This is a genomic window from Rhodococcoides kyotonense (genome assembly GCF_900188125.1).
GTDB lineage: Bacteria > Actinomycetota > Actinomycetes > Mycobacteriales > Mycobacteriaceae > Rhodococcoides > Rhodococcoides kyotonense.
Genome location: NZ_FZOW01000022.1, coordinates 57038 through 77854 on the forward strand (window position 1 = coordinate 57038; position 20817 = coordinate 77854).

Below are 20817 nucleotides of genomic sequence, written 5' to 3' on the forward strand. Positions count from 1 at the left end.
GTATGAAAGCGCCATTCTTACGTTGGGGAATCGCGCAGATGAGAGTTCTCTCATCCCGTTCTCATCCCGGTCCCATGCGCTGACGGCACGGTGTAACGGTGAAGATCTTTGCGGCAGTTGCAGTGACGCTCGCGTTCCTGGGAGCAGTGTTCACCGGGGTGTATCTCGTGGCGCGACCGGCGGATGCGGGAGCACCAGTCCCTGCGCCGATCACCGCACCCGCCGCACCGTCACCCGAGCCGTTGTCACCACCGCCCGCAACTCCGCCGCCTCCTGCATCCGACGGATCGGTCCAACCGCCCCCGCTCCCCTACGATGACGACGACTGGGACGACGACGGGTTCGACGACGACGATGACGACTAGTTCCACTCGATGAGGCCTCGCACGACCTGGCTCCGGCCGAACAGCGCTCGCGCGCGCGTCGTAGCCTGGGTACTTCCGCTGGTACTCGGATCGCTGGCGATCGTGACGGTCACGACATGGCTTCTGATGATCCGATCCGCCGACAATCGCATGCGCGAATCTCTGCGCACCGAGATCGCCGAATTCACCACGCTCACCGAGGCAGGCGTCGATCCGGCAACCGGGGCACCGTTCAGCACCGTCACCGATGTTCTCCGTGTGGTGATCACCTACAACCTGGCGCGTCCCAACGAGAAGTTCCTCGGCTATGTCGACGGAACCTTCGAGCTTCAGAGCCGGCAGCAAGCACCGATCAAGATCTCCGAGGACGCCGCGTTCACCGCCCTCGTCGGAACGACGACCGTTCCGACCGAAGGCAGCTACGACAGCGCGTCGGGAGAGGTCGTCTATCTCGCGGTGCCGGTCGCGCTCGACGGCGACCCGACGCCTGCCGTCGTCGTCGCCGCGTATTTCGCCGACCAGGAACGTCAACCGGCCGACGATGTCGCTGTGCTGATGTTGCTCGTCGGCGCGGGAGCCTCGGTCGTCGCAGCGGTAGGTGCATGGATCGTCGCAGGCCGAATTCTCATGCCGGTCAAGAACATTGCCGACACGGCCACCGCCATCACCGACAGCAATCTGTCCAGGCGCATTCCGCACGAGAGTTCGGGTAGGCGCACCGACGAGATGGGCACGCTCGTCGACAGCATCAACGCGATGCTCGACCGACTCGAAGCGGGTTCCGCTGCTCAGCGCAGATTCCTCGACGACGCCGGACACGAACTGCGCACCCCCATCACCATCGTGCGCGGGCACCTCGACGTCCTCGACACGTCGGATCCCGACGATGTCCGCGACACCGTGACGCTGGTCGACGACGAACTCGAGCGGATGAACCGACTCGTCGCGGACCTGTTGCTGCTGACACGCGCCGAACAGACGTCGTTCGTGGCACCCACCGACGTCGACGTGAGCGAGCTGACCCGAACGATCTTCGACAAAGTCCACCGGCTCGCGGACCGCGAGTGGGTTCTGGAGACGACGGCACCCGTCAACGCGCATCTCGACGAGCAGAGAATGACACAAGCCGTCGTAGCACTCGCCGAGAACGCGACGCATCACACCCGACCGGGAGATCGCATCGGAATCGGATCCCAACTGTCCGACAGCGACATTCGCTTCTGGGTCACCGACGCCGGAAGCGGAATCGCCGAGGCGGACCGCGAGCGCATCTTCGAGCGCTTCGCGCGTGGTCGCGACGGCACCAGGCGCAGCGAAGGCGCTGGGCTCGGGTTGTCGATCGTCACGGCCATCGCTCGGGCACACGGAGGCCGCGTCGTCGTGGGCAGTTCGCTCGGCCACGGATCCACTTTCACCATCACGGTTCCCGTCAGCGCAGGAAAGAACCAGTAATGGCACGAATTCTCATCGCAGAGGACGAACCCCGAATTTCCTCGTTCGTGCAGAAAGGATTGCGCGCCAAGGGATTCACGACGACGACGGTGGCCGACGGCCCCTCTGCCTACGACCTCGCGAGCAGTGGTGACTTCGATCTGATGGTGCTCGACATCGGCCTGCCACACATGGACGGATTCGAGGTTCTGGAACGATTGCGCGGCGAGATGGTCGAGATTCCCATCATCGTACTCACCGCTCGGGACAGTGTGCGCGACGTCGTGTCCGGCCTCGAGAACGGTGCCGACGACTACATGGCCAAGCCGTTTCGCTTCGAAGAACTGCTGGCGCGCATTCGATTACGGCTCGCTTCGGCACGAGTGCCCGAGCAGATGGTGTTGACCTCCGGTAACCTGTCGCTGGATCTACGCACTCGACGCGCACACGTAGGTGAGAAGTCGATCGATCTGTCGGCTCGCGAATTCGCGCTGACCGAGGCCTTTCTCCGCCATCCGGGTCAAGTACTCAGCCGTGAACAACTGCTGTCACAGGTGTGGGGATACGATTTCGATCCGGGCTCCAACGTCGTCGACGTGTACGTCCGGTATCTGCGCGGGAAATTCGGAAGCGAGCGTATCGAAACCGTCCGGGGCATGGGTTATCGCTTGGCGTGAAAAGCGCCCGGCGCGAGCGGATTCCGCTCACACCGGGCGCAGACTCCTAGTCGTCGTAGCGATCGTCCCAGTCGTCGTGATCGTCCCAGTCGTCGTGATCGTCGTGATCGTCCCAGTCGTCATGGTCGTCCCGATCATCGTGACGGTCGTCCCAGTCATGCCGATCGTCCAGATCGTCGTAACGATCGTCCCAGTCGTCGTCGTAGTAGGCCGGCGGGGCCGGTACGAGTGGTGCAGCTCCGTCCGCGTCCGGTGCACGAGCAGGGGCGGGAGCGGGAGGTTGCTGCTGCTGGACCGAGATGGACGAGGGACGCTGGGTGCGGTCGGCGTCGTCGGCCATGGCAACGGCACCGATTCCACCGAGGGTCAACGCGGTGGCGGCCGCTGCGGCGGCGGCAAATTTGGCTGCGATCTTCATGATGTTCCTTTCGGTCGTTTCCCTGACACCACAACGATGACGGCCGAAAGTGAGACACAGAGGAAGCGAAGATGAGGCTGTTCTCATCCCCGCGCGGGAGGGAATCAGCGCGCGACAGCCGTCACTGACCGGCCCGCATCCTTCCGCAGAACGAGGCCACCGATCACGACGACGACCATCAGAACACCCAGCGCGGCAAAGGAAATCGAGAACGCCTCCCCCGACGGTCGGTCGAACGACTGCACGATCGCCGTCGACAACGTCAATGCGATCGCGCCGAGCGCGATACCGAAGCCGGAGAACAGTTCCTGCGCAGTGGCGTTGAAGGTGTTGGCATGGGTGAGGCGGTCCGAGTCGACGTCGGCGAACGCGAGCGAATTGTAGGCCGTGAACCCGATGGATCTGAGCGCACCGCTGATGACGAGAATCGCCGCGATGACGACGGGTGGGGTGTCGACCGAGACGAGAGCGATCGCGCCGAAGCAGAGGATCGACAGTGCGCCGTCGGCGATGATCACGGTTCGAATTCCGAAGCGCCGCATGAGCGGCGTCGTCGTCGGCTTGATGGCGATGTTGCCTACGAACAACGCGATGACCATCAATCCCGATACGAACGGCGACCACCCGAACCTGAGCTGGAACATCAACGGCAACAGGAACGGCACAGCGGTGATCACCATGCGATAGAACGACCCGTACGTCGCCGTGTTCCTGAACGTGTCGACGCGTAACACGGTCAGATCGAGCAGGGGATGCTCGGCGCGTCGGAGATGCACGACGGCCGCCGTCGACACCACCGCTGCCACCGCGAGTCCGACGCCCACAGCGACCCACGGCGTTCCTTCGGTCCTGATGCTGTCGAGCGAGACGATCAACGCCGCGATCCCGACCGCCGTGAGAACGAAGCCACGCCAGTCCAAGGGCCGCGTCGGGCCGGTCCCGTCGACGCCACGCACGAGCCTGAGCCCGACGAGAAATCCGACGATGCCCAAGGGCACGTTGATCAGGAAGATCCACCGCCACGAGAAATACGTGACGATCGCCCCGCCGAGTGCGGGCGCGAGCACCGGCGCCGTCAGCGCGGGCCACGTGAGATAGGCGATGGCACGGACCAATTCGGACTTCGACGTCGCGCGCAGAACCGCGAGCCGCCCGACGGGGACCATCATCGCCCCGCCCACTCCTTGCAGCACCCGCATCGCGACGAGCACCGGCAACGACGGACTGAGCGCACACCCGATCGATGCGACGGTGAACACGACGATGGCGGCGAGGAATACGCGTCGGACACCGAAGCGGTCGGCCATCCATCCGCTGACCGGAATCAGCACGGCCAGCGTCAGGATGTACGCCGAGATCGCGATGCCGACATCGACGGCCTCCACTCCGAACGAATCCGCCATCGCGGGGACGGCGGTCGCGATCACGGTCGCGTCGAGGATTTCCATGAACAATCCACCCGCGACGAGCAACGCAAGTCCCCGCGGGAAGACCTGCGCGTTCAGAACTCCTCGTGAGTGTCGGGGTCCTGATCCCAGATCCGGCCACGTTCGAGTGAGGAGATGGCGTCGACCTCGCCCTGGGTCAATGCGAAGTCGAAGATGTCGAGGTTCTGCTTCTGACGATCCGGGTTCGACGACTTGGGCAGCGGCACCGCACCCAACTGGTGGTGCCAGCGGAGTACGACCTGGCCCGGTGAGACGTCGTGTGCAGCAGCGGCTTCGGCGACAGGAGCCGCCTTCAACAGCTCCGATCCGCGGCCGAGGGGGCTCCAACTCTCGGTGACGATGCCGTGCTCGGCGTGATAGGCACGCAGGTCGGCCTGAGGGAAGAACGGATGCAATTCGACCTGATTGACGACGGGAGCAACGCCGGTCTCCCGGACGATCCGGTCCAGGTGCGCCTCGGTGAAGTTGGAGACGCCGATCGACGTGACGACGCCGTCCTTCTGCAGGTCGATCATTGCGCGCCACGTGTCGACGTACTTGTCCACCTTCGGCAGGGGCCAGTGGATGAGCAACAGATCGATGTGGTCCAGACCAAGGCCCTCGAGCGAGAGCTGCACGGATTCCTTGGCCTCGTCGTACCCGTGGTACCGGCCGGGAATCTTCGTCGTGACGAGTATGTCCTCACGCGGAACGCTCGACGCCCTGACGGCTTCACCGACACCACCCTCGGTCTCGTACCGGAGCGCCGTGTCGATCAGGCGATACCCGGCGTCGAGCGCGGATCCCACCGTCGCAGCCATGTCCTCGCCCTCGGACTTGACGGTCCCGAGGCCGAGTGCAGGAATCGAGGTGCCGTCGCTGAGGGTGAATGTCGGTGTCATGAAGCCTCTTTCGATCAGTATTCGACGGTAACCGTACGGCCGCCCGAGTTCATCGATACCACCAAGGCGTCGGCCACCAAACCTGCGCGCAGCCCGGCGTCGGCGTCGGCGAGGGTCGACGGACGTCCTTCGGCGATCGAGTCGACCCACTCCTGCAGTTCGAGACGGTACGCCTCGGCGTAGCGCGGAACCCAGTCGACCGGGTATTCGATGGAACGCTTCAGTTCACTGTCGACGATGACGTGCGCAGGGATCGCGAACTGCGCGATGCCTTCTTCACCGACGATCTCACAGCGAGTGTCGTATCCGTAGCGAGCGTTGACGAACAGTTCGACCGTCATCAGCACGTCGGACTCGGTGCGCAGCAACATGATCTGCGGGTCCTGACGCGGTCCCGAATGCTTCGAGGTGCGCCCGGCGTGCCAGCTGACCTCGGTGATCGGCGAACCGAGCAGCCACGGCATGACGTCGAGTTCATGGATCGCGGAGTTGGTGATCGTCGCCGCCGAATCCCCCGGTCCTGCAGTGACGTTGCGGCTGATGCAATGCGCGACGAGCGTCTCGCCGATGCGCTCGGGCGTCGCGGCGCGCTTGAGTTCGTTGTACGCCGGGTCGAACCGACGCATGAATCCGACGGTGATGAGGTTGCGGTCGCCTTGGGCGGCGATGATCTCGCGGCACTCCGCGGCCGTCGGAGCGAGCGGCTTCTCGCACAGCACAGGCTTGTTCGCGGCGAGCGCGGCGTGCACCAGTTCGGCGTGGGTCGAGTCGTGCGAGGCCACGATGATCGCGTCCACGTCGTCGCGCTCGATGAGCGCCTTGCCGTCCTCGGCTACCTGAGCGTCGCGTAACTCGCTCGCGACCGACTTGGCGCGATCGGTGTCGAAGTCTGCGACGACGGACACCTCAGCACCCGAGATCTGGCCGTTTATCTTGCGGGCATGATCGGCACCCATGACGCCGACCCCGATGATTCCAACGCGTACAGTCATGCTCTGAGTATGACATCAGAATGTCCTAACAAAGAAGCATTTCGCGAGAACAGGTTCTGCAGATGACGATGCCGCTGTCACGCGTCCCCGATCCTATGGACGCACCCTCCTTCCGTTGGGGAATCCTCGGGCCGGGATGGATCGCCCACCGCTTCACCGAATCACTCAAGAAGTACTCGACACAGCAGGTCGTTGCGGTCGCGTCGCGCAATCAGGGACGCGCCGACGAGTTCGCGGCCGAGCATTCCGTGCCGAAATCCTTCGGAAGCTACGACGCACTGCTCGCGGATCCGGACGTCGACATCGTCTATGTCGCGACGCCGCACACCGAGCACCACGCATGTGCACTGGCAGCAATCGCTGCAGGCAAGCACGTGTTGGTCGAGAAGCCGTTGGCCGTCGACGCTGCTCGCGCCGCCGAAATCGGTGCTGCAGCCGCAGCGGCGGGTGTGTTCGCGGGCGAGGCGATGTGGACCAAGTTCCTGCCGAAATTCGACGTCATCAAGCAGATTCTGGACAGCGGCGAACTGGGTCCGATCCACACCGTTCTCGTGGACCACGGTGAGCATTTCACCACCGACCACCGCATCTACGACCCCACGCTGGCCGGTGGACCGCTGCTGGACCTCGGCACGTACGACGCGTCGTTCATTCATTTCGTACTCGGCGCTCCGACGTCGGTCACGGCCGTCGGGCAGCCTGCCAACGACGAACTGAACGGCCAGGTGTCGGCGATCCTGACCGACGCCGACGGCAACCACGCTGTCATGAACACGACGATTCTCAGCGACACCCCGACCGTCGCATCGATCTGTGGACGCGACGCAACGCTGAAGATCAAAGGACCGTTCTTCATGCCCGGATCGTTCACCCTGGACCTCCGCGGCCGCGAGACGATCGTCTACCGCGAGGACAAGGGCCTCCAGGTCGACGGGTTGCACTTCGCCGCCGTCGACGCAGCGCGCGCGATCTCCGAGGAGCGCCCGGAATCGTCGGTACACACCATCGCCGACGCCGTCGAAACGCTGGCGATCATCGACTCGATCCGCGAGCAGCTCGGTATCGAGTACTGACACCCCATGTGCACGAAAATACATAGCGGGCTACGTATTTCCGTGCACATAGGGGGTGTTGAAACGCGTCAGAACGTGTATCTGCGCACGTTCGTCGACCATGCCGTCCAATCCGCCGCCCGCCTGCATCAGCACCCGGCAGGCGCGGCGCGCGTCGGCACGCAGGTCGTGATGCAGCACTGCCGACAGCGCCCCCGAACGCAGTAGTGGCCGATTGTCGCTGTCGAGGTCGTGCCCCACGAACACCCGGCAACGACGACCCACCCGCTCGAACGCACGCACCGCGCCCGTGTTTCCGCCGCCGATCGAGTACACGGCCTCGATGTCCACGTGCTCGATCAACGCCGCTTCGACGAGCTTCTCGACGGTCTCGTCGAGGCCCTCGCTGTCGGTGATCTCGACGACGCGTCGCCCACCCGGATCGCCGCGTTCGGCGCCGAGCGCCCGCAGCGTGCTGCGAAAGCCGATCTCGCGCTCGCCTTCGTTGCGAAAGATGTTGCTCGTCAGGATGATCAACACGGTGGCGTCGGAGTCCGCGAGCCAGCTGTCCACCAGATAGGCCGCCGTCGCCCCGGCCGCGCGATTGTCGATCCCGACGTACCCCAGCCGCCTACTGTCCGGCACGTCGGTCACATAGGTGACGACAGGAATCCCTAGGTCGACGAGCCGATCGATCGCAGCGACGACGTCCGGATCGTCGGGCGCCTTGACGATGACCCCGTGCGAGCTCCGGGCGGTGAACCTGCTCAACGTGTCCACCATGGCCGTCACGGATTCGATCTCCCTGAAGTGAAAGCGGCACCGCACTGCCGCGGGTGCGAGCATCGGCAGTTCCGCTTCGAGTGCAGCCCTGAATTCCGCCGAGAACCGTGCCGGTGTCTGCATCACGACATCGAACAGGAACTTCCGACCATTCAGCCGCAGTTGCGACCGCTGCTTGTCCAGGTCCGAAATAGCTTGTTGCACTTCGGCCCTCGTGTTGTCACGAACTCCTGCCCGTTCATGCAGCACGCGATCGACGGTCGCCTCGCTCAATCCGGACTGCTGCGCGATCTCGCGAACCTTGTACCGATGCGCCACTACCGTCTCCCTGAGGCGTTTTTGATGGTAAATGCTGGTTGATAGTACTGCAGAACACCGTCACACTCGACGTACCCGAATTTCTTCTCTTCCCTGTGAGGACCACACTGATGGGCGTAACCATCGGCGTCGTCGGCCTCGGCCGCATCGGCGCATTCCATACCGAAACCCTGAGCACCCTGCCTGGTGTCGACGGTCTCGTCGTCACCGACGAGAGACCGGCCGTCACCGAATCCGTCTCCGCCAAGTTCGGAGCCAAAGCTGTCGACAGCGCCGAAGCGCTTCTGAAGTCCGGTGTCGACGGCGTCGTCGTCGCTGCCGCAACCCCGGCCCACGCCGCACTCGTGCTGGCCTGCGTCGACGCCGGCATCCCCGTGTTCTGCGAGAAGCCGCTCGCCGCCACTCCTGGTGAGAGCCTCGCCGTCGTCCAGGGCATCGAGTCGAGCGGTGTCCAGGTGCAGATCGGCTACAACCGCCGCTTCGCTCCCGCGTTCGCCGCGGCCAAGGTCGCCGTCGAATCCGGTGATCTCGGCTGGCTGCACACGGTTCGCTCCACCACGCTCGACCCGGCTCCCCCGCCGCTGGACTACGTCGCCGTCTCCGGTGGCATCTTCCGTGACTGCAGCGTCCACGACTTCGACATCGTGCGCTGGATCGTCGGCCACGAGGTCGCCGAGGTCTACGCGGCCGGGTCCAACCAGGGCGACCCCAAGTTCACCGAGTACGGCGACGTCGACACCGCCACCACGACGCTCACCTTCGAGAACGGCACCATCGGTGTCGTGTCGAACACCCGCTACAACGCGCGTGGCTACGACTGCCGCCTCGAGGTCCACGGATCCGCGGACGCCGTCGTCGCTGGCTGGGACGAGCAGGTTCCGGTCCGCAACCTCGAAGCCGCGACCACCTTCCCCGGCGGAACACCGCACAGCTTCTTCATGGACCGCTTCACGTCGGCGTACCAGGTCGAGCTCGGCGCCTTCGCCGACGTCGCCGCCGGCCGAATCGAATCCCCTTGCACCGCACGCGATGCCCTCGAAGTGGCCTACATCGCCGAGGCTGCAACCCTGTCCCTGCAACAGCACCGCCCGGTGCGAATCGACGAGGTAAGACTGTGACAACCACGACCGACATTCGTATTGCCGGCGCACCCATCTCCTGGGGCGTCTGCGAGGTCCCCGGCTGGGGATACCAGATCGACAACGACCGCGTTCTCACCGAGATGCGCGACGCGGGACTCACCGCGACCGAGGTCGGTCCCGAGGGCTTCCTCCCCGCGGATCCGAACGAGCTCGCCGCGACGCTCGACAAGTACAGCCTGAAGTCGGTCGGCGGATTCGCACCGGTCCTGCTGCACCACGCCAACCACGATCCCGTACCCGGCATCGCACCGCTGCTCGACGCGTTCATCGCCTCGCGCGCCGAGGTTCTCGTCCTCGCCGCGGCAACCGGCAGCGACGGCTACGACTCGCGTCCCGAGCTCGACGACGCACAGTGGGACACGTTGCTGCAGAACCTCGATCGCCTGCAGGCCGCTGCGGCCGAGCGTGGCATCCGCGCCGTGCTGCACCCCCACGTCGGCACGATGATCGAGAAGCGCGACGAGGTGTACCGCGTCCTGAACGGCTCGTCGATCCCGCTGTGCCTCGACACCGGCCACCTCCTCATCGGCGGCACGAACCCGCTGGAATTGGTGGAAGCACACGCGTCGCGCATCACGCACGCACACCTCAAGGACGTCGACGCCGCCCTCGCCGCGCGCGTCCAGTCCGGTGAACTCACCTACACCGAGGCTGTCGCCCAAGGGATGTACACCCCACTCGGCACCGGTGACGTGGGCATCGGCAAGATCGTGAACGAGCTTCTCGACGCCGGTTTCGACGGCTGGTTCGTGCTCGAGCAGGACACGATCCTCGCCGAGGAGCCGACCGATGCGGGCCCCGTCACCGACGTCATCGCCAGCGTCGCGTACCTCCGAAGCGTCGTGGACGCCCGGGTATCGTCCACGGTATGAACGCAGTACGGATCGGGGTGCTCGGCGCATCACGAATCGCCGAAGAAGCGATAGTCGAACCGTCGAACATTCTGGGTCACCGCCTTGTCACGTGCGCTGCGCGCGACAAGGTCAGGGCCCAGGTCTTCGCCGAGAAGTACGGCGTGGAACGGGTTCTCGACTCGTACCAGGCCGTCATCGACGATCCAGAAGTGGACGTGGTCTACAACCCGCTCGCCAACTCCCTGCACGCGCCGTGGAACCTCGCGGCCGTGCAGGCGGGCAAGCCGGTGCTGACGGAGAAGCCGTTCGCGCGTGATCGCACCGAGGCAGTTGCCGTCGCGGAGGCGGCACGGGAAGCGAATGTCGTTGTGATGGAGGGGTTCCACTACCTGTTCCACCCGGTCACGAAACGACTGCACCAACTGCTCGCGGACGGAACTCTCGGCGAGCTTCGGCACGTCGAGGTCGTCATGCGCATGCCCGCACCCGAGCCAGGTGACCTACGGTGGTCGCTCGATCTCGCGGGCGGCGTGATGATGGATCTGGGCTGCTACGGCCTGCATGCATTGCGGCAGTTCGGCGCATATGCCGGCGGCGCACCCTCGATCGAATCCGCGAAGGCTGTCGAGCGTTTCCCCGGTGTCGACGAGTCCTTCGATGCCGAACTCGAATTCCCCAGCGGCGCAACGGGTTCTTCGTACAATTCGATGATCGATCCGGACTACCTGTTCACATTGAAGGTAATCGGCTCCAAGGGTGAGGCGTTCGCGCACAACCACATCAAGCCGAACCAGGACGACCGTGTGAGTATCACGATCGGCTCGGACACCACCGTCGAGCACCTCGGGAGGCGCTCGTCGTACACGTATCAGCTCGAGGCATTCGCCGATCACGTGCTGAACGGGACTCCACTGCCCATCGGCCCCGACGACGCCGTCGCCAACATGGCGTTGATCGACGACGCGTATCGCGCAGCAGGTATGTCACCGCGCTAGATCCGATCCCGCCCCGTACGCAAATACATATGTGTTTGCGTACGGGGCGGGATGTGCGCGCGTGGGTGGAGGAACCTCAGGCGCCGGGCTTCACCCATGCGCCGGACTCGACAGAGCGCGTCATGGCGTCGAGGACCTGTGCACTGCGCACGGCATCCCAGATCGTCGCGCCGACGGGCTTACCCTCCGCGATGGACTGCAGGAAGCGCTTCGCCTCGATGACCTTCAGGTCGTCGTACCCCATCGACGACGCGGATCCTGGCTGGAAGGCACCGTATTCGCCCTGCTTCGGACCGACGTAGATCGTCGACACCGGCTGGTCCTGGTAGCTACCGCCGACACTGAGACCCAGTTCGCCGAGGCGACGGAAGTCCCAGAAGACAGCGCCCTTGGTGCCATGGATCTCGAAGCCGTACGCGTTCTGCTCACCGACGGACACGCGGCTGGCCTCCAGCGTCGCGCGTGCACCCGATGCAAGACGAATCTGACTGCTGACGTAGTCCTCGTTCTCGACGGGACCCAGCTCGCCTCCCGTTGCCAACGCGTGCCCACTGGTCGCTCCCGTGGGCTTCGCGCGCTGCGGCACGAAGATCGCGGTGTCGGCGACGAGAGAGTCGATGTCTCCCAACAGGTACCAGAGCAGGTCGGCGCCGTGGGACGCGAGATCGCCGAGCACACCGTTGCCGCCGCGTGCGCGCTCGAATCGCCAACTGAGCGCGCCGTCGGGATGCGCGGCGTAGTCGCTGAAGAAGCGGAAACGAGCATGCGTGACGGTACCGATCTCACCGGACTCGACGAGAGCCTTGGCCTCCTCGACGGCCGGGGCGTTGCGGTAGTTGAAGCCGACCGCTGTCTGGACGCCCGCCTTGTCGGCAGCGATGGCGACGGCGCGCGCGTCGTCCTCCGACAATCCGACCGGCTTCTCGATCCAGATGTGCTTGCCTGCGTCCACCATCGCGGTGCCGATGGTGCGGTGCAGGAAGTTCGGAGCAGTGATCGACACGGCGCCGATCGCAGCGTCGTTCTCGATGTCGTGCCAGTCCGTGGTCGCAGACTCGAATCCGAACTGCGCGGATGCTTCCTCGGCGCGGCCGGGTACCTCGTCGGCAACCGACGCCAGCACGGGCGCCAGCGCCAGTTCGGGGTAGTGATGCCGAATGCGGGCGTAGGCCTGCGTGTGCACGCGGCCCATCCAACCGAAACCGGCGACACCCACACGGATGTTCTGCGCTGAACTCACTGGAAGATCTCCTCACGAATAGTGAACCGTAGGTTTTGGACCGGTCCAATCTGTTTTAGAGTGTGCGTCACCGGGCGCCGACGTGTCAATACCGACACTGCTAGCGTTCGATTGCCGACAGAACTCCTCGAGAAATGGACCCGCCAGGTGCCACAGCCGACCATCCGCACCGTCGCGGCACATGCCGGCGTGTCCAAATCGCTTGTCTCCCTGGTCCTCCGAGGATCATCCTCGGTGAGCGACGAGAAGAGAACGGCCGTCGAGGACGCCATCAGGGAACTCGGCTACCGCCCCAATCTGAGCGCACGAAGCCTGACGCAGCAACGCACGCACATCGTCGGCGTGCTGCTCAACGACCTGCGCAACCCGTGGTTCGTCGACTGCCTCGAAGGCATGAATTCCGTTCTGCAGCAGCATGACCTGAAGATGTTTCTCGCCGACGGTCGACTCGACCGCAGCTCGGACGAATCGTTCGTCCAGAGCTTCATGGATCTCCGACTCGACGGCCTCGCACTCGTCGGCACCCGCATGCCGACGCCGGCGATCGCCGAGGCCGCGGCACTGCTGCCCACCGTCGTCGTCGCGAGCCGCGATCTGGATTTTCCTGGCGTGGACGTCGTCGCCAACGACGACGAACTCGGCACGCGCCTTGCCGTCGAACATCTTGTGGCGCAAGGTCATCGACGTATCGTTCACATCGGTGGAATCGGTGCCGTCGCCGACATCCGAGCGCAGAGCTATCACGACGCGATGACCGCACATGGACTGAAGCGGTACATGCGGGTCGAACAGGGCGGTATGACCGAGGAAGCCGGGTACGACGCTGCGACGAGAGTGTTGAGTACGCAGCCGCGCCCCACCGCGATTCATGCCGTCAACGACATCGTCGCGATCGGCGCAATGACGGCCTGTCAGGAACTCGGCGTGACCATTCCACAGGACATGTCGATCGTCGGATACGACAACACATCCATCGCGCAACTACGTCACGTCTGGCTCACCAGCGTCGACAACGCGACCGCGGAGGTCGGGAGAACAGCCGCGACAGCGCTCGTCGAGCGCATCGCAAACCCGGACCGCCCCGGCTCGCTCACGTTGCTACCGCCCACCATTCAGGTCCGCGGGTCGACGGCGCCGCCCGCCTGAATCAGCGATCCACGACCGTCGTGTCGAAGTAGTACCGCGAAGCCCGATACGCGTGCGAACCGAATTCGACGACGCTACCCGAGTCGTCGAATGCCGTGCGGTGCATGGTGAGCAGCGGGGCCTTGTACTTCTCGTCGAGCAGGAGCGCCTCGTCGCGGTCGGCAGCCTTGGCTCCGATTCGCTGACGTGCGAGGCGGATGTGCACTCCCCTGGTCCGGAGCGATTGATACAGACCGTGATGCTCGAGCTCGTCGGGATCGGGCGCGATCGACGACGGTAGGTGATTCGCCATCAACGCCAACGGCTCCCCATTGGTGCTGCGGAGTCGGCGGATCGTCACGATCTCGGTGTCGTCCGAGATGTTGAGCTCGCGCGCAACCTCTTCGGACGGCACCCCGACGTGATAGTCGAGCAGCTTGGTGGACGGGCTCTGACCTGCCCGCGCCAGGTCGTCGAACAGGCTGGTGAGTTCGACGGGACGGTGCACCGGACTCTGCACGACCTGGGTACCGACGCCACGCTTACGGACCAGCAGACCCTTGTCGACGAGTTCCTGGATGGCACGACGCGTCGTCGGGCGCGACAGATTGAGCCGCTTGGCAAGTGCCAGTTCGTTCTCGAAACGATCGCCGGGCGCCAACTGTCCACCGAGAATGGCGGACTCGATCGCCTGGGCCAGCTGGAAGTACAGAGGAACTGGGCTGCCTCGGTCGAGCTCGACCGACAAGGGCGTAGCCACCGTCGAACTCGAACCGCTCGTAGGCGCATCCGACGTCGACGCATTGAAGGCAGTCACTTCTCCGGCTCCGTATCTCCTCGGGGGCGGTAAATCTACAGCCCGGCTTGATCGGAAGTGTAGGCGAACACTAACATCTGCATGACTGGAAGTAAGAATGTCAGGACAAAGTATTGACACGAACGTGTGGTCTGCAGCACAGTAATAGATGACAGGCCTTGCGTCAGACCCTCTCGACCGTCAGCCACCAATCACCCTCTGGAGTCGATCTTGACCACCTCAGCCGATGCCACCACCACGGCCTTCGACGTCCTCGCCATCGGGCGCAGCGGCGTCGACATCTACCCCTTGCAGACCGGTGTCGGTCTCGAGAACGTCGAATCCTTCGGCAAGTTCCTCGGAGGCAGCGCAGCGAACGTGACCGTCGCTGCGGCCCGCCTCGGACGCAAGTCGGCATTGATCTCCGGCGTCGGCAACGATCCCTTCGGACGGTATGTCGCGGGCGAGCTCGCACGCCTCGGCGTCGACAACCGCTTCGTCGTCACCGACTCCCAGTACGCCACCCCGGTGACGTTCTGCGAAATCTTCCCACCCGACGACTTCCCGCTGTACTTCTACCGCAAGCCGTCGGCACCGGACCTGCAGATCCGCCCGGAGGACATCGACGTCGACGCGGTCCGCAGCGCCCGGCTGTACTGGTCCACCGTCACCGGTCTGTCCGAGGAGCCCAGCCGCAGTGCACACTTCACCGCCTGGGAAGCGCGCGGCCGCGCACCGCTGACCGTCCTGGATCTCGACTACCGTCCGATGTTCTGGGAAACCACGGCCGCAGCGACCGAGCAGGTCCAGAAGGCGCTGCAGCACGTCACCGTCGCCGTCGGGAACAAGGAAGAGTGCGAGGTCGCCGTCGGCGAGACCGACCCGCACAAGGCTGCTGACGCATTGCTCGACCTCGGTGTCGAGCTCGCCATCGTGAAGATGGGCCCCAAGGGCGTCATGGGCAAGACCAAGAACGAGACCGTCACTGTCCCGCCGAACTTCGTCGACGTCGTCAACGGCCTCGGTGCAGGCGACAGCTTCGGCGGATCGCTGTGCAACGGCCTGCTCGCCGAGTGGCCGCTCGAGAAGATCCTGCGTTACGGCAATGCGGCAGGCGCCATCGTCGCCTCGCGCCTGGAATGCTCCACCGCTATGCCCACCGCGACCGAGGTCGCAGAACTTGCCGACACAGCAGCTACGGAGTCCGTGAATGTCTGAGACCACCTTGACCCCAGCACCCGCCGCATCCAGCTACGCCGAGGTCACCGCGATCCGCGCCAGCGATCCGCAGGCCATCGAACGTGCATGGGCGACGCGCACCACGCGCGAGACGATTCGCGGCAACGGCCGTCTGATGATCGTCGCCGCGGACCACCCGGCACGCGGTGCTCTGTCCGTCGGATCCAACATGACGGCGATGAACAGCCGCACCGAACTGCTCGACCGGTTGCGCACCGCACTCGCGAACCCCGGCGTCGACGGCGTCCTCGCATCGCCCGAGATTCTCGACGACCTCGTCCTGCTCGGCGCTCTCGAGGACAAGGTCGTGTTCTCCTCGATGAACCGCGGTGGCCTCGCGGGCGCATCGTTCGAGCTCGACGACCGGATGACGGGCGCGACCGCCGCGTCGACCGCCAAGGCGCGCATGAACGGCGCGAAGATGCTGACCCGCATCGCGCTCGACGACCCGGGCACGCTGTCGACCATGACGGCATGCGCCCAGGCCATCGACGAACTCGCAGAACACCAGCTCATCGCGATGGTCGAGCCGTTCCTGTCACGCCGCGTCGACGGACGCGTCAAGAACGACCTGAGCCCGGACGCCGTCATCAAGTCCATCCACATCACCCAGGGCCTCGGCTCCACCTCGGCCTACACGTGGATGAAGCTACCCGTCGTCGAGGACATGGAACGCGTCATGGACGCCACGACGCTCCCGACGCTGTTGCTCGGCGGCGACCCGCAGACCGCTCCGGAAGAGACCTTCGCCAGTTGGGCGAATGCGCTCGCGATTCCGGCCGTCCGCGGCCTGATCGTCGGACGCACTCTGCTCTACCCGAAGGACGGCGACGTCGCAGCTGCCGTCGCAACCGCCGTGAACATGGTGAGGTGACACATGAATTCCGAGTACTACATCGCAGCAGGCGACGGAGCCAAGGACGGCTTCGACGTCGTCGTCACGCCCGAGTCCGCGGGCTGGACCGAATCCAGCCTCTGGACACTGACTCTCGCCGCAGGCCAGTCCGTGGACCTGCAGTCGGGCCAGGACGAGATCATGGTCGTGCCGCTCTCCGGCTCGGCGACCGTCACCAGCGACGGTACGAAATTCGATCTCGCCGGACGCGCGTCCGTGTTCGACGGTCCGTCCGACTTCGCGTATGTCGGTAGGGATTCGGCCTACACCGTGGCCAGCGTCGACGGTGGCCGCTTCGCTTTGTGCGGCGCTCGCGCCGAGAAGAAGCTGCCGTTCCGCTACGTTCCGGCAGCCGACATCTCCGTCGAACTGCGCGGCGCAGGAAACTGCAGCCGTCAGGTGCACAACTTCGGCACCGCGGACACGTTCGAGGCCGACTCGATCATCGCCTGTGAGGTCATCACCCCCGGCGGCAACTGGTCGTCGTACCCCGGCCACAAGCACGACGAGAACACTCCGACCGAGTCCGCACTCGAGGAGATCTACTACTTCGAGATCGCGCCGGGCCCGGACAACAGCAACGGATTCGGCTATCACCGCGTCTACGGCACTCCGCAGCGTCCGATCGAGGTCCTCGAAGAGGTACGCACCGGCGACGTCGTCCTCGTGCCGCACGGCTACCACGGCCCGTCCGTCGCAGCTCCCGGCTACCACATGTACTACCTGAACGTCATGGCCGGACCAGGCAAGGAGCGCGCCTGGAACATAGTCGACGACCCCGAACACACCTGGATCCGCGGCACCTGGGCAGATCAGGCAGTCGATCCCCGTCTTCCACTCCACACCGCATCCGAAGGAGCATGATCGTGGTGTCCACCGCGCCGATCTCGGCGAGCAAGACCGAAAACACCGAGGGCACAGTACATCTGACGGTGTCCCAGGCAACCGTGAAGTTCCTGGCGAACCAGTACGTCGAGCGCGACGGTGTCCGCACCAAGTTCTTCGCAGGTGCGTTCGGCATCTTCGGACACGGCAACGTCGCCGGCCTCGGCCAGGCATTGCTACAGGCCGAGATCGAGGCCGTCGAAGCCGGAGTCGAGCCCGAACTCCCCTACGTCCTCGGACGTAACGAGCAGGCCATGGTGCACAGCGCCGTCGCGTACGCCCGCCAGAAGGACCGCCTGCAGGCCTGGGCCGTCACCGCATCCGTCGGCCCCGGCTCGACGAACATGCTGACCGGCGCTGCCCTCGCGACGATCAACCGTCTGCCCGTGCTGCTGCTGCCTGCCGACACGTTCGCCACCCGCGCGAGCGCTCCCGTGCTGCAGGAGCTCGAGCTCCCGTCGAGCGGCGACGTCACCGTCAACGACTCGTTCAAGCCACTGTCGCGTTACTTCGATCGCGTGTGGCGTCCCGAGCAGCTCCCCAGCGCCCTGCTCGGTGCGATGCGCGTGCTGACCGACCCGGTCGAGACCGGCGCCGCAACCGTCGCCATCCCGCAGGACGTTCAGGCCGAGGCCTTCGACTGGCCGGAGTCCTTCTTCGCGCCTCGCACATGGCACGTCGCACGACCGTTGCCCGAGAAGTCCGTCGTTTCCCGTGCGGCAGAGGTCATTCGATCCGCACAGAAGCCGTTGATCGTAGCCGGCGGCGGCGTCATCTACTCGGGCGCCACCGAGGCGCTCGCAGCTCTGTGCGAGAAGACCGGAATTCCGGTCGGCCAGAGCCAGGCAGGCAAGGGCTCGCTGAAATACGACCACCCGCAGTCCGTCGGTGCACTAGGATCGACCGGCACGACGGCTGCCAATGCCCTCGCGACCGACGCCGACGTCATCATCGGAATCGGTACGCGCTACAGCGATTTCACGTCCGCATCGCGCACCGCGTTCAACAACCCCGACGTGCGCTTCGTCAACATCAACGTCGCGTCGATCGACTCGGTGAAGCAGGGCGGCATCTCCGTCGTCGCCGACGCTCGTGAAGCTCTGGAGGCACTCGCCGTCGAGCTGTCCGATTACGAGGTTCCCGCCGAGTACCGCACTCGCACTGCGGAACTCGCGCAGGAGTGGGACGACACCGTGTCGTCGGTCTACAAGATCGAGGACTCGTCGGCGCCGCTGAACCAGAACCAGGTCATCGGCCTGGCGAACACGCTCTCCGATCCCCGCGACGTCGTGGTCTGCGCTGCAGGCTCCATGCCCGGCGATCTCCACAAGCTGTGGCGCACACGCGATTCCAAGGGATACCACGTCGAGTACGGCTTCTCGTGCATGGGCTACGAGGTGGCCGGCGGAATCGGCGCCAAGATGGCCGAGCCGGACCGCGACGTGTTCATCATGGTCGGTGACGGCTCCTACCTCATGATGGCGACCGAACTGGTCACCGCCGTGCAGGAAGGTGTCAAGATCATCATGATCCTCGTGCAGAACCACGGTTTCGCATCGATCGGTTCGCTGTCGGAATCGCTTGGCTCGCAGCGCTTCGGCACCGACTACCGCTACCGTTCCGATAACGGACGCCTGCAGGGAGGCATCCTGCCCGTCGACCTCGCGGCGAACGCAGCGAGTCTCGGCGTCGAGGTCGTCCGTGTGAACAACGGTTCCGAGTTCACCGATGCGGTCAAGGCAGCCAAGGCAAGTGAGACCAGCACCGTCATCCACGTCGAGACCGACCCGCTGATCGCGGCTCCGGACTCCGAGTCGTGGTGGGACGTTCCGGTCAGCGCGACCTCGACGCTCGAGTCGACACAGACCGCGTACGCCACGTACGAGAAGTGGAAGAAGATCCAGCGCCCGTTCCTCCGTCCGTCCGGAAACTGACCCCAGGGGATTTCATGAAGATTGCACTCGATCCCACCCCGTTCCACCACGATTTCTCGCTACTGGAGCTGCCCCGCGTCGTGGCAGACCTCGGCTACGAGTACCTGCAGCTCACCCCGCACGTGGACATGATTCCGTTCTTCAATCACCCGAAGGCCGACGACGACTTGGTCGCCAAGTTCAAGAAGGCCTGCAAGGACGCTGGCGTCGGCATCGCGTCGGTGCTGCCCGTGCTGCGCTGGTCCGGACCGGACGAGGATGCTCGCGAAGCCGCAGTGCGGTACTGGAAGCGCGCCATCCAGATCACCGTCGACCTCGGCGTGAACGTCATGAACACCGAGTTCAGCGGACGTCCTGAGAAGGCAGAAGAGTCCGAGCGCGCGTTCTACCGTTCGATGGAGGAGCTCGTTCCGATCGTCGAGCGCGAAGGCATCGACGTCCGGATCGACCCGCATCCCGACGATTTCGTCGAGGACGGTCGGGCTGCCATTCGTGTCATCCGTGGCATCAATTCGAAGAACTTCGGCATGGCCGTCGTTGCGTGCCACCAGTTCCACATGGGTGGCGACCTTCCCGGAATCCTCCGTACCGCAGGCGATCTCGTGCGTCTGGTGCACGTCGCGGACACGATGGACCACCATCGTTCGCACGGCCTGCGCTACATCACGAACCCGCCGGGCAACGCGGTGCGCGTGCACCAGCACCTGAAGATCGGTGACGGCGACGTCAACTGGGACGAATTCTTCGGCGGCCTGGGCGAATTGGGCTTCTACGACCGCGACGACACCGTCATGGTGTCGAGCGTCTTCGGTGAAGACGAGAACGCGGACGAGGTCTCCCGTTACCAGTTGAAGACGATGAACGACTACATCACCAAATTCAAGAAGTAAGGACGAGTATGAGCACCGTTATCAGCCACTGGTTGGACAACAAGGAATACGCCGGCACCTCCGGCAACACCGCCCCGGTCACCAACCCCGCCACCGGCGAAATCACCGGACAGTTGGCTTTGGCGAACCTCGACGACGCCCGCACCGTCATCGACGCCGCCGCCGCAGCCTTCCCCGCCTGGCGCGACACCTCGTTGGCCAAGCGCGTCCAGGTCCTCTTCAAATTCCGCGAACTCTTGAACGAGCGCAAAGGCGAGTTGGCGGAGATCATCACCAGTGAGCACGGCAAAGTCCTCTCCGACGCGTTGGGTGAAATCTCCCGCGGCCAGGAAGTCGTCGAATTCGCCTGCGGCATCCCCCATCTGCTCAAGGGCGGCTTCACCGAAAACGCCTCCACCAAAGTCGACGTCTACTCCATCCGCCAACCCCTCGGACCCGTCGGCATCATCTCCCCCTT

Annotated in this window: 21 protein-coding genes; 14 read left to right on the forward strand and 7 right to left on the reverse strand. The window is 64.7% G+C overall.

The genetic code is table 11. The features are described from left to right. The first annotated feature begins 98 nt into the window (after positions 1-98). From CHB96_RS25900 to CHB96_RS25910, 3 genes are read left to right on the forward strand one after another with little or no spacing between them, the layout of a single operon-like run. Positions 99-365 (forward strand): hypothetical protein, encoded by a 267-nt coding sequence (locus CHB96_RS25900; RefSeq protein ID WP_089251739.1) that lies wholly within the window; start codon positions 99-101, stop codon positions 363-365. Positions 366-374: 9 nt separating this feature from the next. After that, on the forward strand, positions 375-1817 hold the full coding sequence (locus tag CHB96_RS25905) for a sensor histidine kinase (protein ID WP_089251741.1): 1443 nt from the start codon (positions 375-377) through the stop codon (positions 1815-1817). Beyond that, positions 1817-2473, forward strand: a complete 657-nt coding sequence (locus CHB96_RS25910) for a response regulator transcription factor (protein ID WP_089251743.1) — start codon at positions 1817-1819, stop codon at positions 2471-2473. The genes CHB96_RS25905 and CHB96_RS25910 overlap by 1 nt, the downstream gene beginning before the upstream one ends. A 46-nt stretch (positions 2474-2519) precedes the next feature. On the opposite strand, the gene CHB96_RS25915 is transcribed toward CHB96_RS25910, so the two are convergent. The 4 genes from CHB96_RS25915 to CHB96_RS25930 all read right to left on the reverse strand — a co-directional run bounded on the left by CHB96_RS25915 (position 2520) and on the right by CHB96_RS25930 (position 6212). Continuing rightward, positions 2520-2891 (reverse strand): hypothetical protein, encoded by a 372-nt coding sequence (locus tag CHB96_RS25915; RefSeq protein ID WP_089251745.1) that lies wholly within the window; start codon positions 2889-2891, stop codon positions 2520-2522. 104 nt (positions 2892-2995) lie between these two features. Further along, positions 2996-4396: an MFS transporter gene (locus CHB96_RS25920; RefSeq protein ID WP_342746282.1), complete on the reverse strand. Its 1401-nt coding sequence runs from the start codon at positions 4394-4396 to the stop codon at positions 2996-2998. Beyond that, on the reverse strand, positions 4393-5220 hold the full coding sequence (locus CHB96_RS25925; protein ID WP_089251749.1) for an aldo/keto reductase: 828 nt from the start codon (positions 5218-5220) through the stop codon (positions 4393-4395). Before CHB96_RS25925 ends, CHB96_RS25920 begins: the two co-directional genes overlap by 4 nt. A 14-nt stretch (positions 5221-5234) precedes the next feature. Then, the gene (locus CHB96_RS25930; protein WP_089251751.1) at positions 5235-6212 is read right to left on the reverse strand and encodes a Gfo/Idh/MocA family oxidoreductase; all 978 of its coding nucleotides are present in this window, start codon (positions 6210-6212) and stop codon (positions 5235-5237) included. 62 nt (positions 6213-6274) lie between these two features. On the opposite strand from CHB96_RS25930, the gene CHB96_RS25935 reads away from it, so the two are divergent. After that, complete coding sequence (locus tag CHB96_RS25935) at positions 6275-7285, forward strand: Gfo/Idh/MocA family protein (RefSeq protein WP_176444505.1); 1011 nt, start codon at positions 6275-6277, stop codon at positions 7283-7285. 30 nt (positions 7286-7315) lie between these two features. Here CHB96_RS25935 and CHB96_RS25940 read toward each other — a convergent pair whose 3' ends face one another. After that, the gene (locus tag CHB96_RS25940) at positions 7316-8365 is read right to left on the reverse strand and encodes a LacI family DNA-binding transcriptional regulator (protein WP_089251753.1); all 1050 of its coding nucleotides are present in this window, start codon (positions 8363-8365) and stop codon (positions 7316-7318) included. 110 nt (positions 8366-8475) lie between these two features. On the opposite strand from CHB96_RS25940, the gene CHB96_RS25945 reads away from it, so the two are divergent. Genes CHB96_RS25945 through CHB96_RS25955 form a run of 3 tightly spaced genes read left to right on the forward strand, consistent with a single transcriptional unit; the run spans position 8476 to position 11356 of the window. After that, entirely contained in the window at positions 8476-9483 is a 1008-nt protein-coding gene (locus tag CHB96_RS25945) for a Gfo/Idh/MocA family protein (protein WP_089251785.1), read from the forward strand. After that, a complete protein-coding gene (locus CHB96_RS25950) occupies positions 9480-10379 on the forward strand; it encodes a sugar phosphate isomerase/epimerase family protein (RefSeq protein WP_089251755.1) in 900 nt (299 codons plus the stop codon). Before CHB96_RS25945 ends, CHB96_RS25950 begins: the two co-directional genes overlap by 4 nt. Then, positions 10376-11356, forward strand: a complete 981-nt coding sequence (locus CHB96_RS25955; protein ID WP_089251757.1) for a Gfo/Idh/MocA family protein — start codon at positions 10376-10378, stop codon at positions 11354-11356. The genes CHB96_RS25950 and CHB96_RS25955 overlap by 4 nt, the downstream gene beginning before the upstream one ends. Positions 11357-11432: 76 nt before the next feature. On the opposite strand, the gene CHB96_RS25960 is transcribed toward CHB96_RS25955, so the two are convergent. Further along, the gene (locus tag CHB96_RS25960; RefSeq protein ID WP_176444506.1) at positions 11433-12596 is read right to left on the reverse strand and encodes a Gfo/Idh/MocA family protein; all 1164 of its coding nucleotides are present in this window, start codon (positions 12594-12596) and stop codon (positions 11433-11435) included. 147 nt (positions 12597-12743) lie between these two features. On the opposite strand from CHB96_RS25960, the gene CHB96_RS25965 reads away from it, so the two are divergent. Beyond that, entirely contained in the window at positions 12744-13742 is a 999-nt protein-coding gene (locus CHB96_RS25965) for a LacI family DNA-binding transcriptional regulator (RefSeq protein ID WP_089251759.1), read from the forward strand. Position 13743: 1 nt separating this feature from the next. On the opposite strand, the gene CHB96_RS25970 is transcribed toward CHB96_RS25965, so the two are convergent. Then, positions 13744-14481, reverse strand: a complete 738-nt coding sequence (locus CHB96_RS25970) for a GntR family transcriptional regulator (RefSeq protein ID WP_089251761.1) — start codon at positions 14479-14481, stop codon at positions 13744-13746. Positions 14482-14748: 267 nt separating this feature from the next. On the opposite strand from CHB96_RS25970, the gene iolC reads away from it, so the two are divergent. From iolC to CHB96_RS26000, 6 genes are all read left to right on the forward strand, one after another. Then, the gene (gene iolC / locus CHB96_RS25975; protein ID WP_089251763.1) at positions 14749-15735 is read left to right on the forward strand and encodes a 5-dehydro-2-deoxygluconokinase; all 987 of its coding nucleotides are present in this window, start codon (positions 14749-14751) and stop codon (positions 15733-15735) included. Continuing rightward, positions 15728-16630, forward strand: a complete 903-nt coding sequence (locus tag CHB96_RS25980; RefSeq protein ID WP_089251765.1) for a Cgl0159 family (beta/alpha)8-fold protein — start codon at positions 15728-15730, stop codon at positions 16628-16630. The genes iolC and CHB96_RS25980 overlap by 8 nt, the downstream gene beginning before the upstream one ends. Before the next feature lie 3 nt (positions 16631-16633). After that, on the forward strand, positions 16634-17515 hold the full coding sequence (iolB, locus tag CHB96_RS25985; protein ID WP_089251767.1) for a 5-deoxy-glucuronate isomerase: 882 nt from the start codon (positions 16634-16636) through the stop codon (positions 17513-17515). Continuing rightward, complete coding sequence (gene iolD / locus CHB96_RS25990) at positions 17512-19470, forward strand: 3D-(3,5/4)-trihydroxycyclohexane-1,2-dione acylhydrolase (decyclizing) (protein ID WP_176444507.1); 1959 nt, start codon at positions 17512-17514, stop codon at positions 19468-19470. The genes iolB and iolD overlap by 4 nt, the downstream gene beginning before the upstream one ends. A 14-nt stretch (positions 19471-19484) precedes the next feature. Then, complete coding sequence (locus CHB96_RS25995) at positions 19485-20360, forward strand: sugar phosphate isomerase/epimerase family protein (protein WP_089251769.1); 876 nt, start codon at positions 19485-19487, stop codon at positions 20358-20360. A gap of 8 nt (positions 20361-20368) precedes the next feature. Then, positions 20369-20817, forward strand: a 449-nt coding sequence (locus CHB96_RS26000; protein ID WP_141136560.1) for an aldehyde dehydrogenase family protein, incomplete at its 3' end; no start/stop codon positions are given.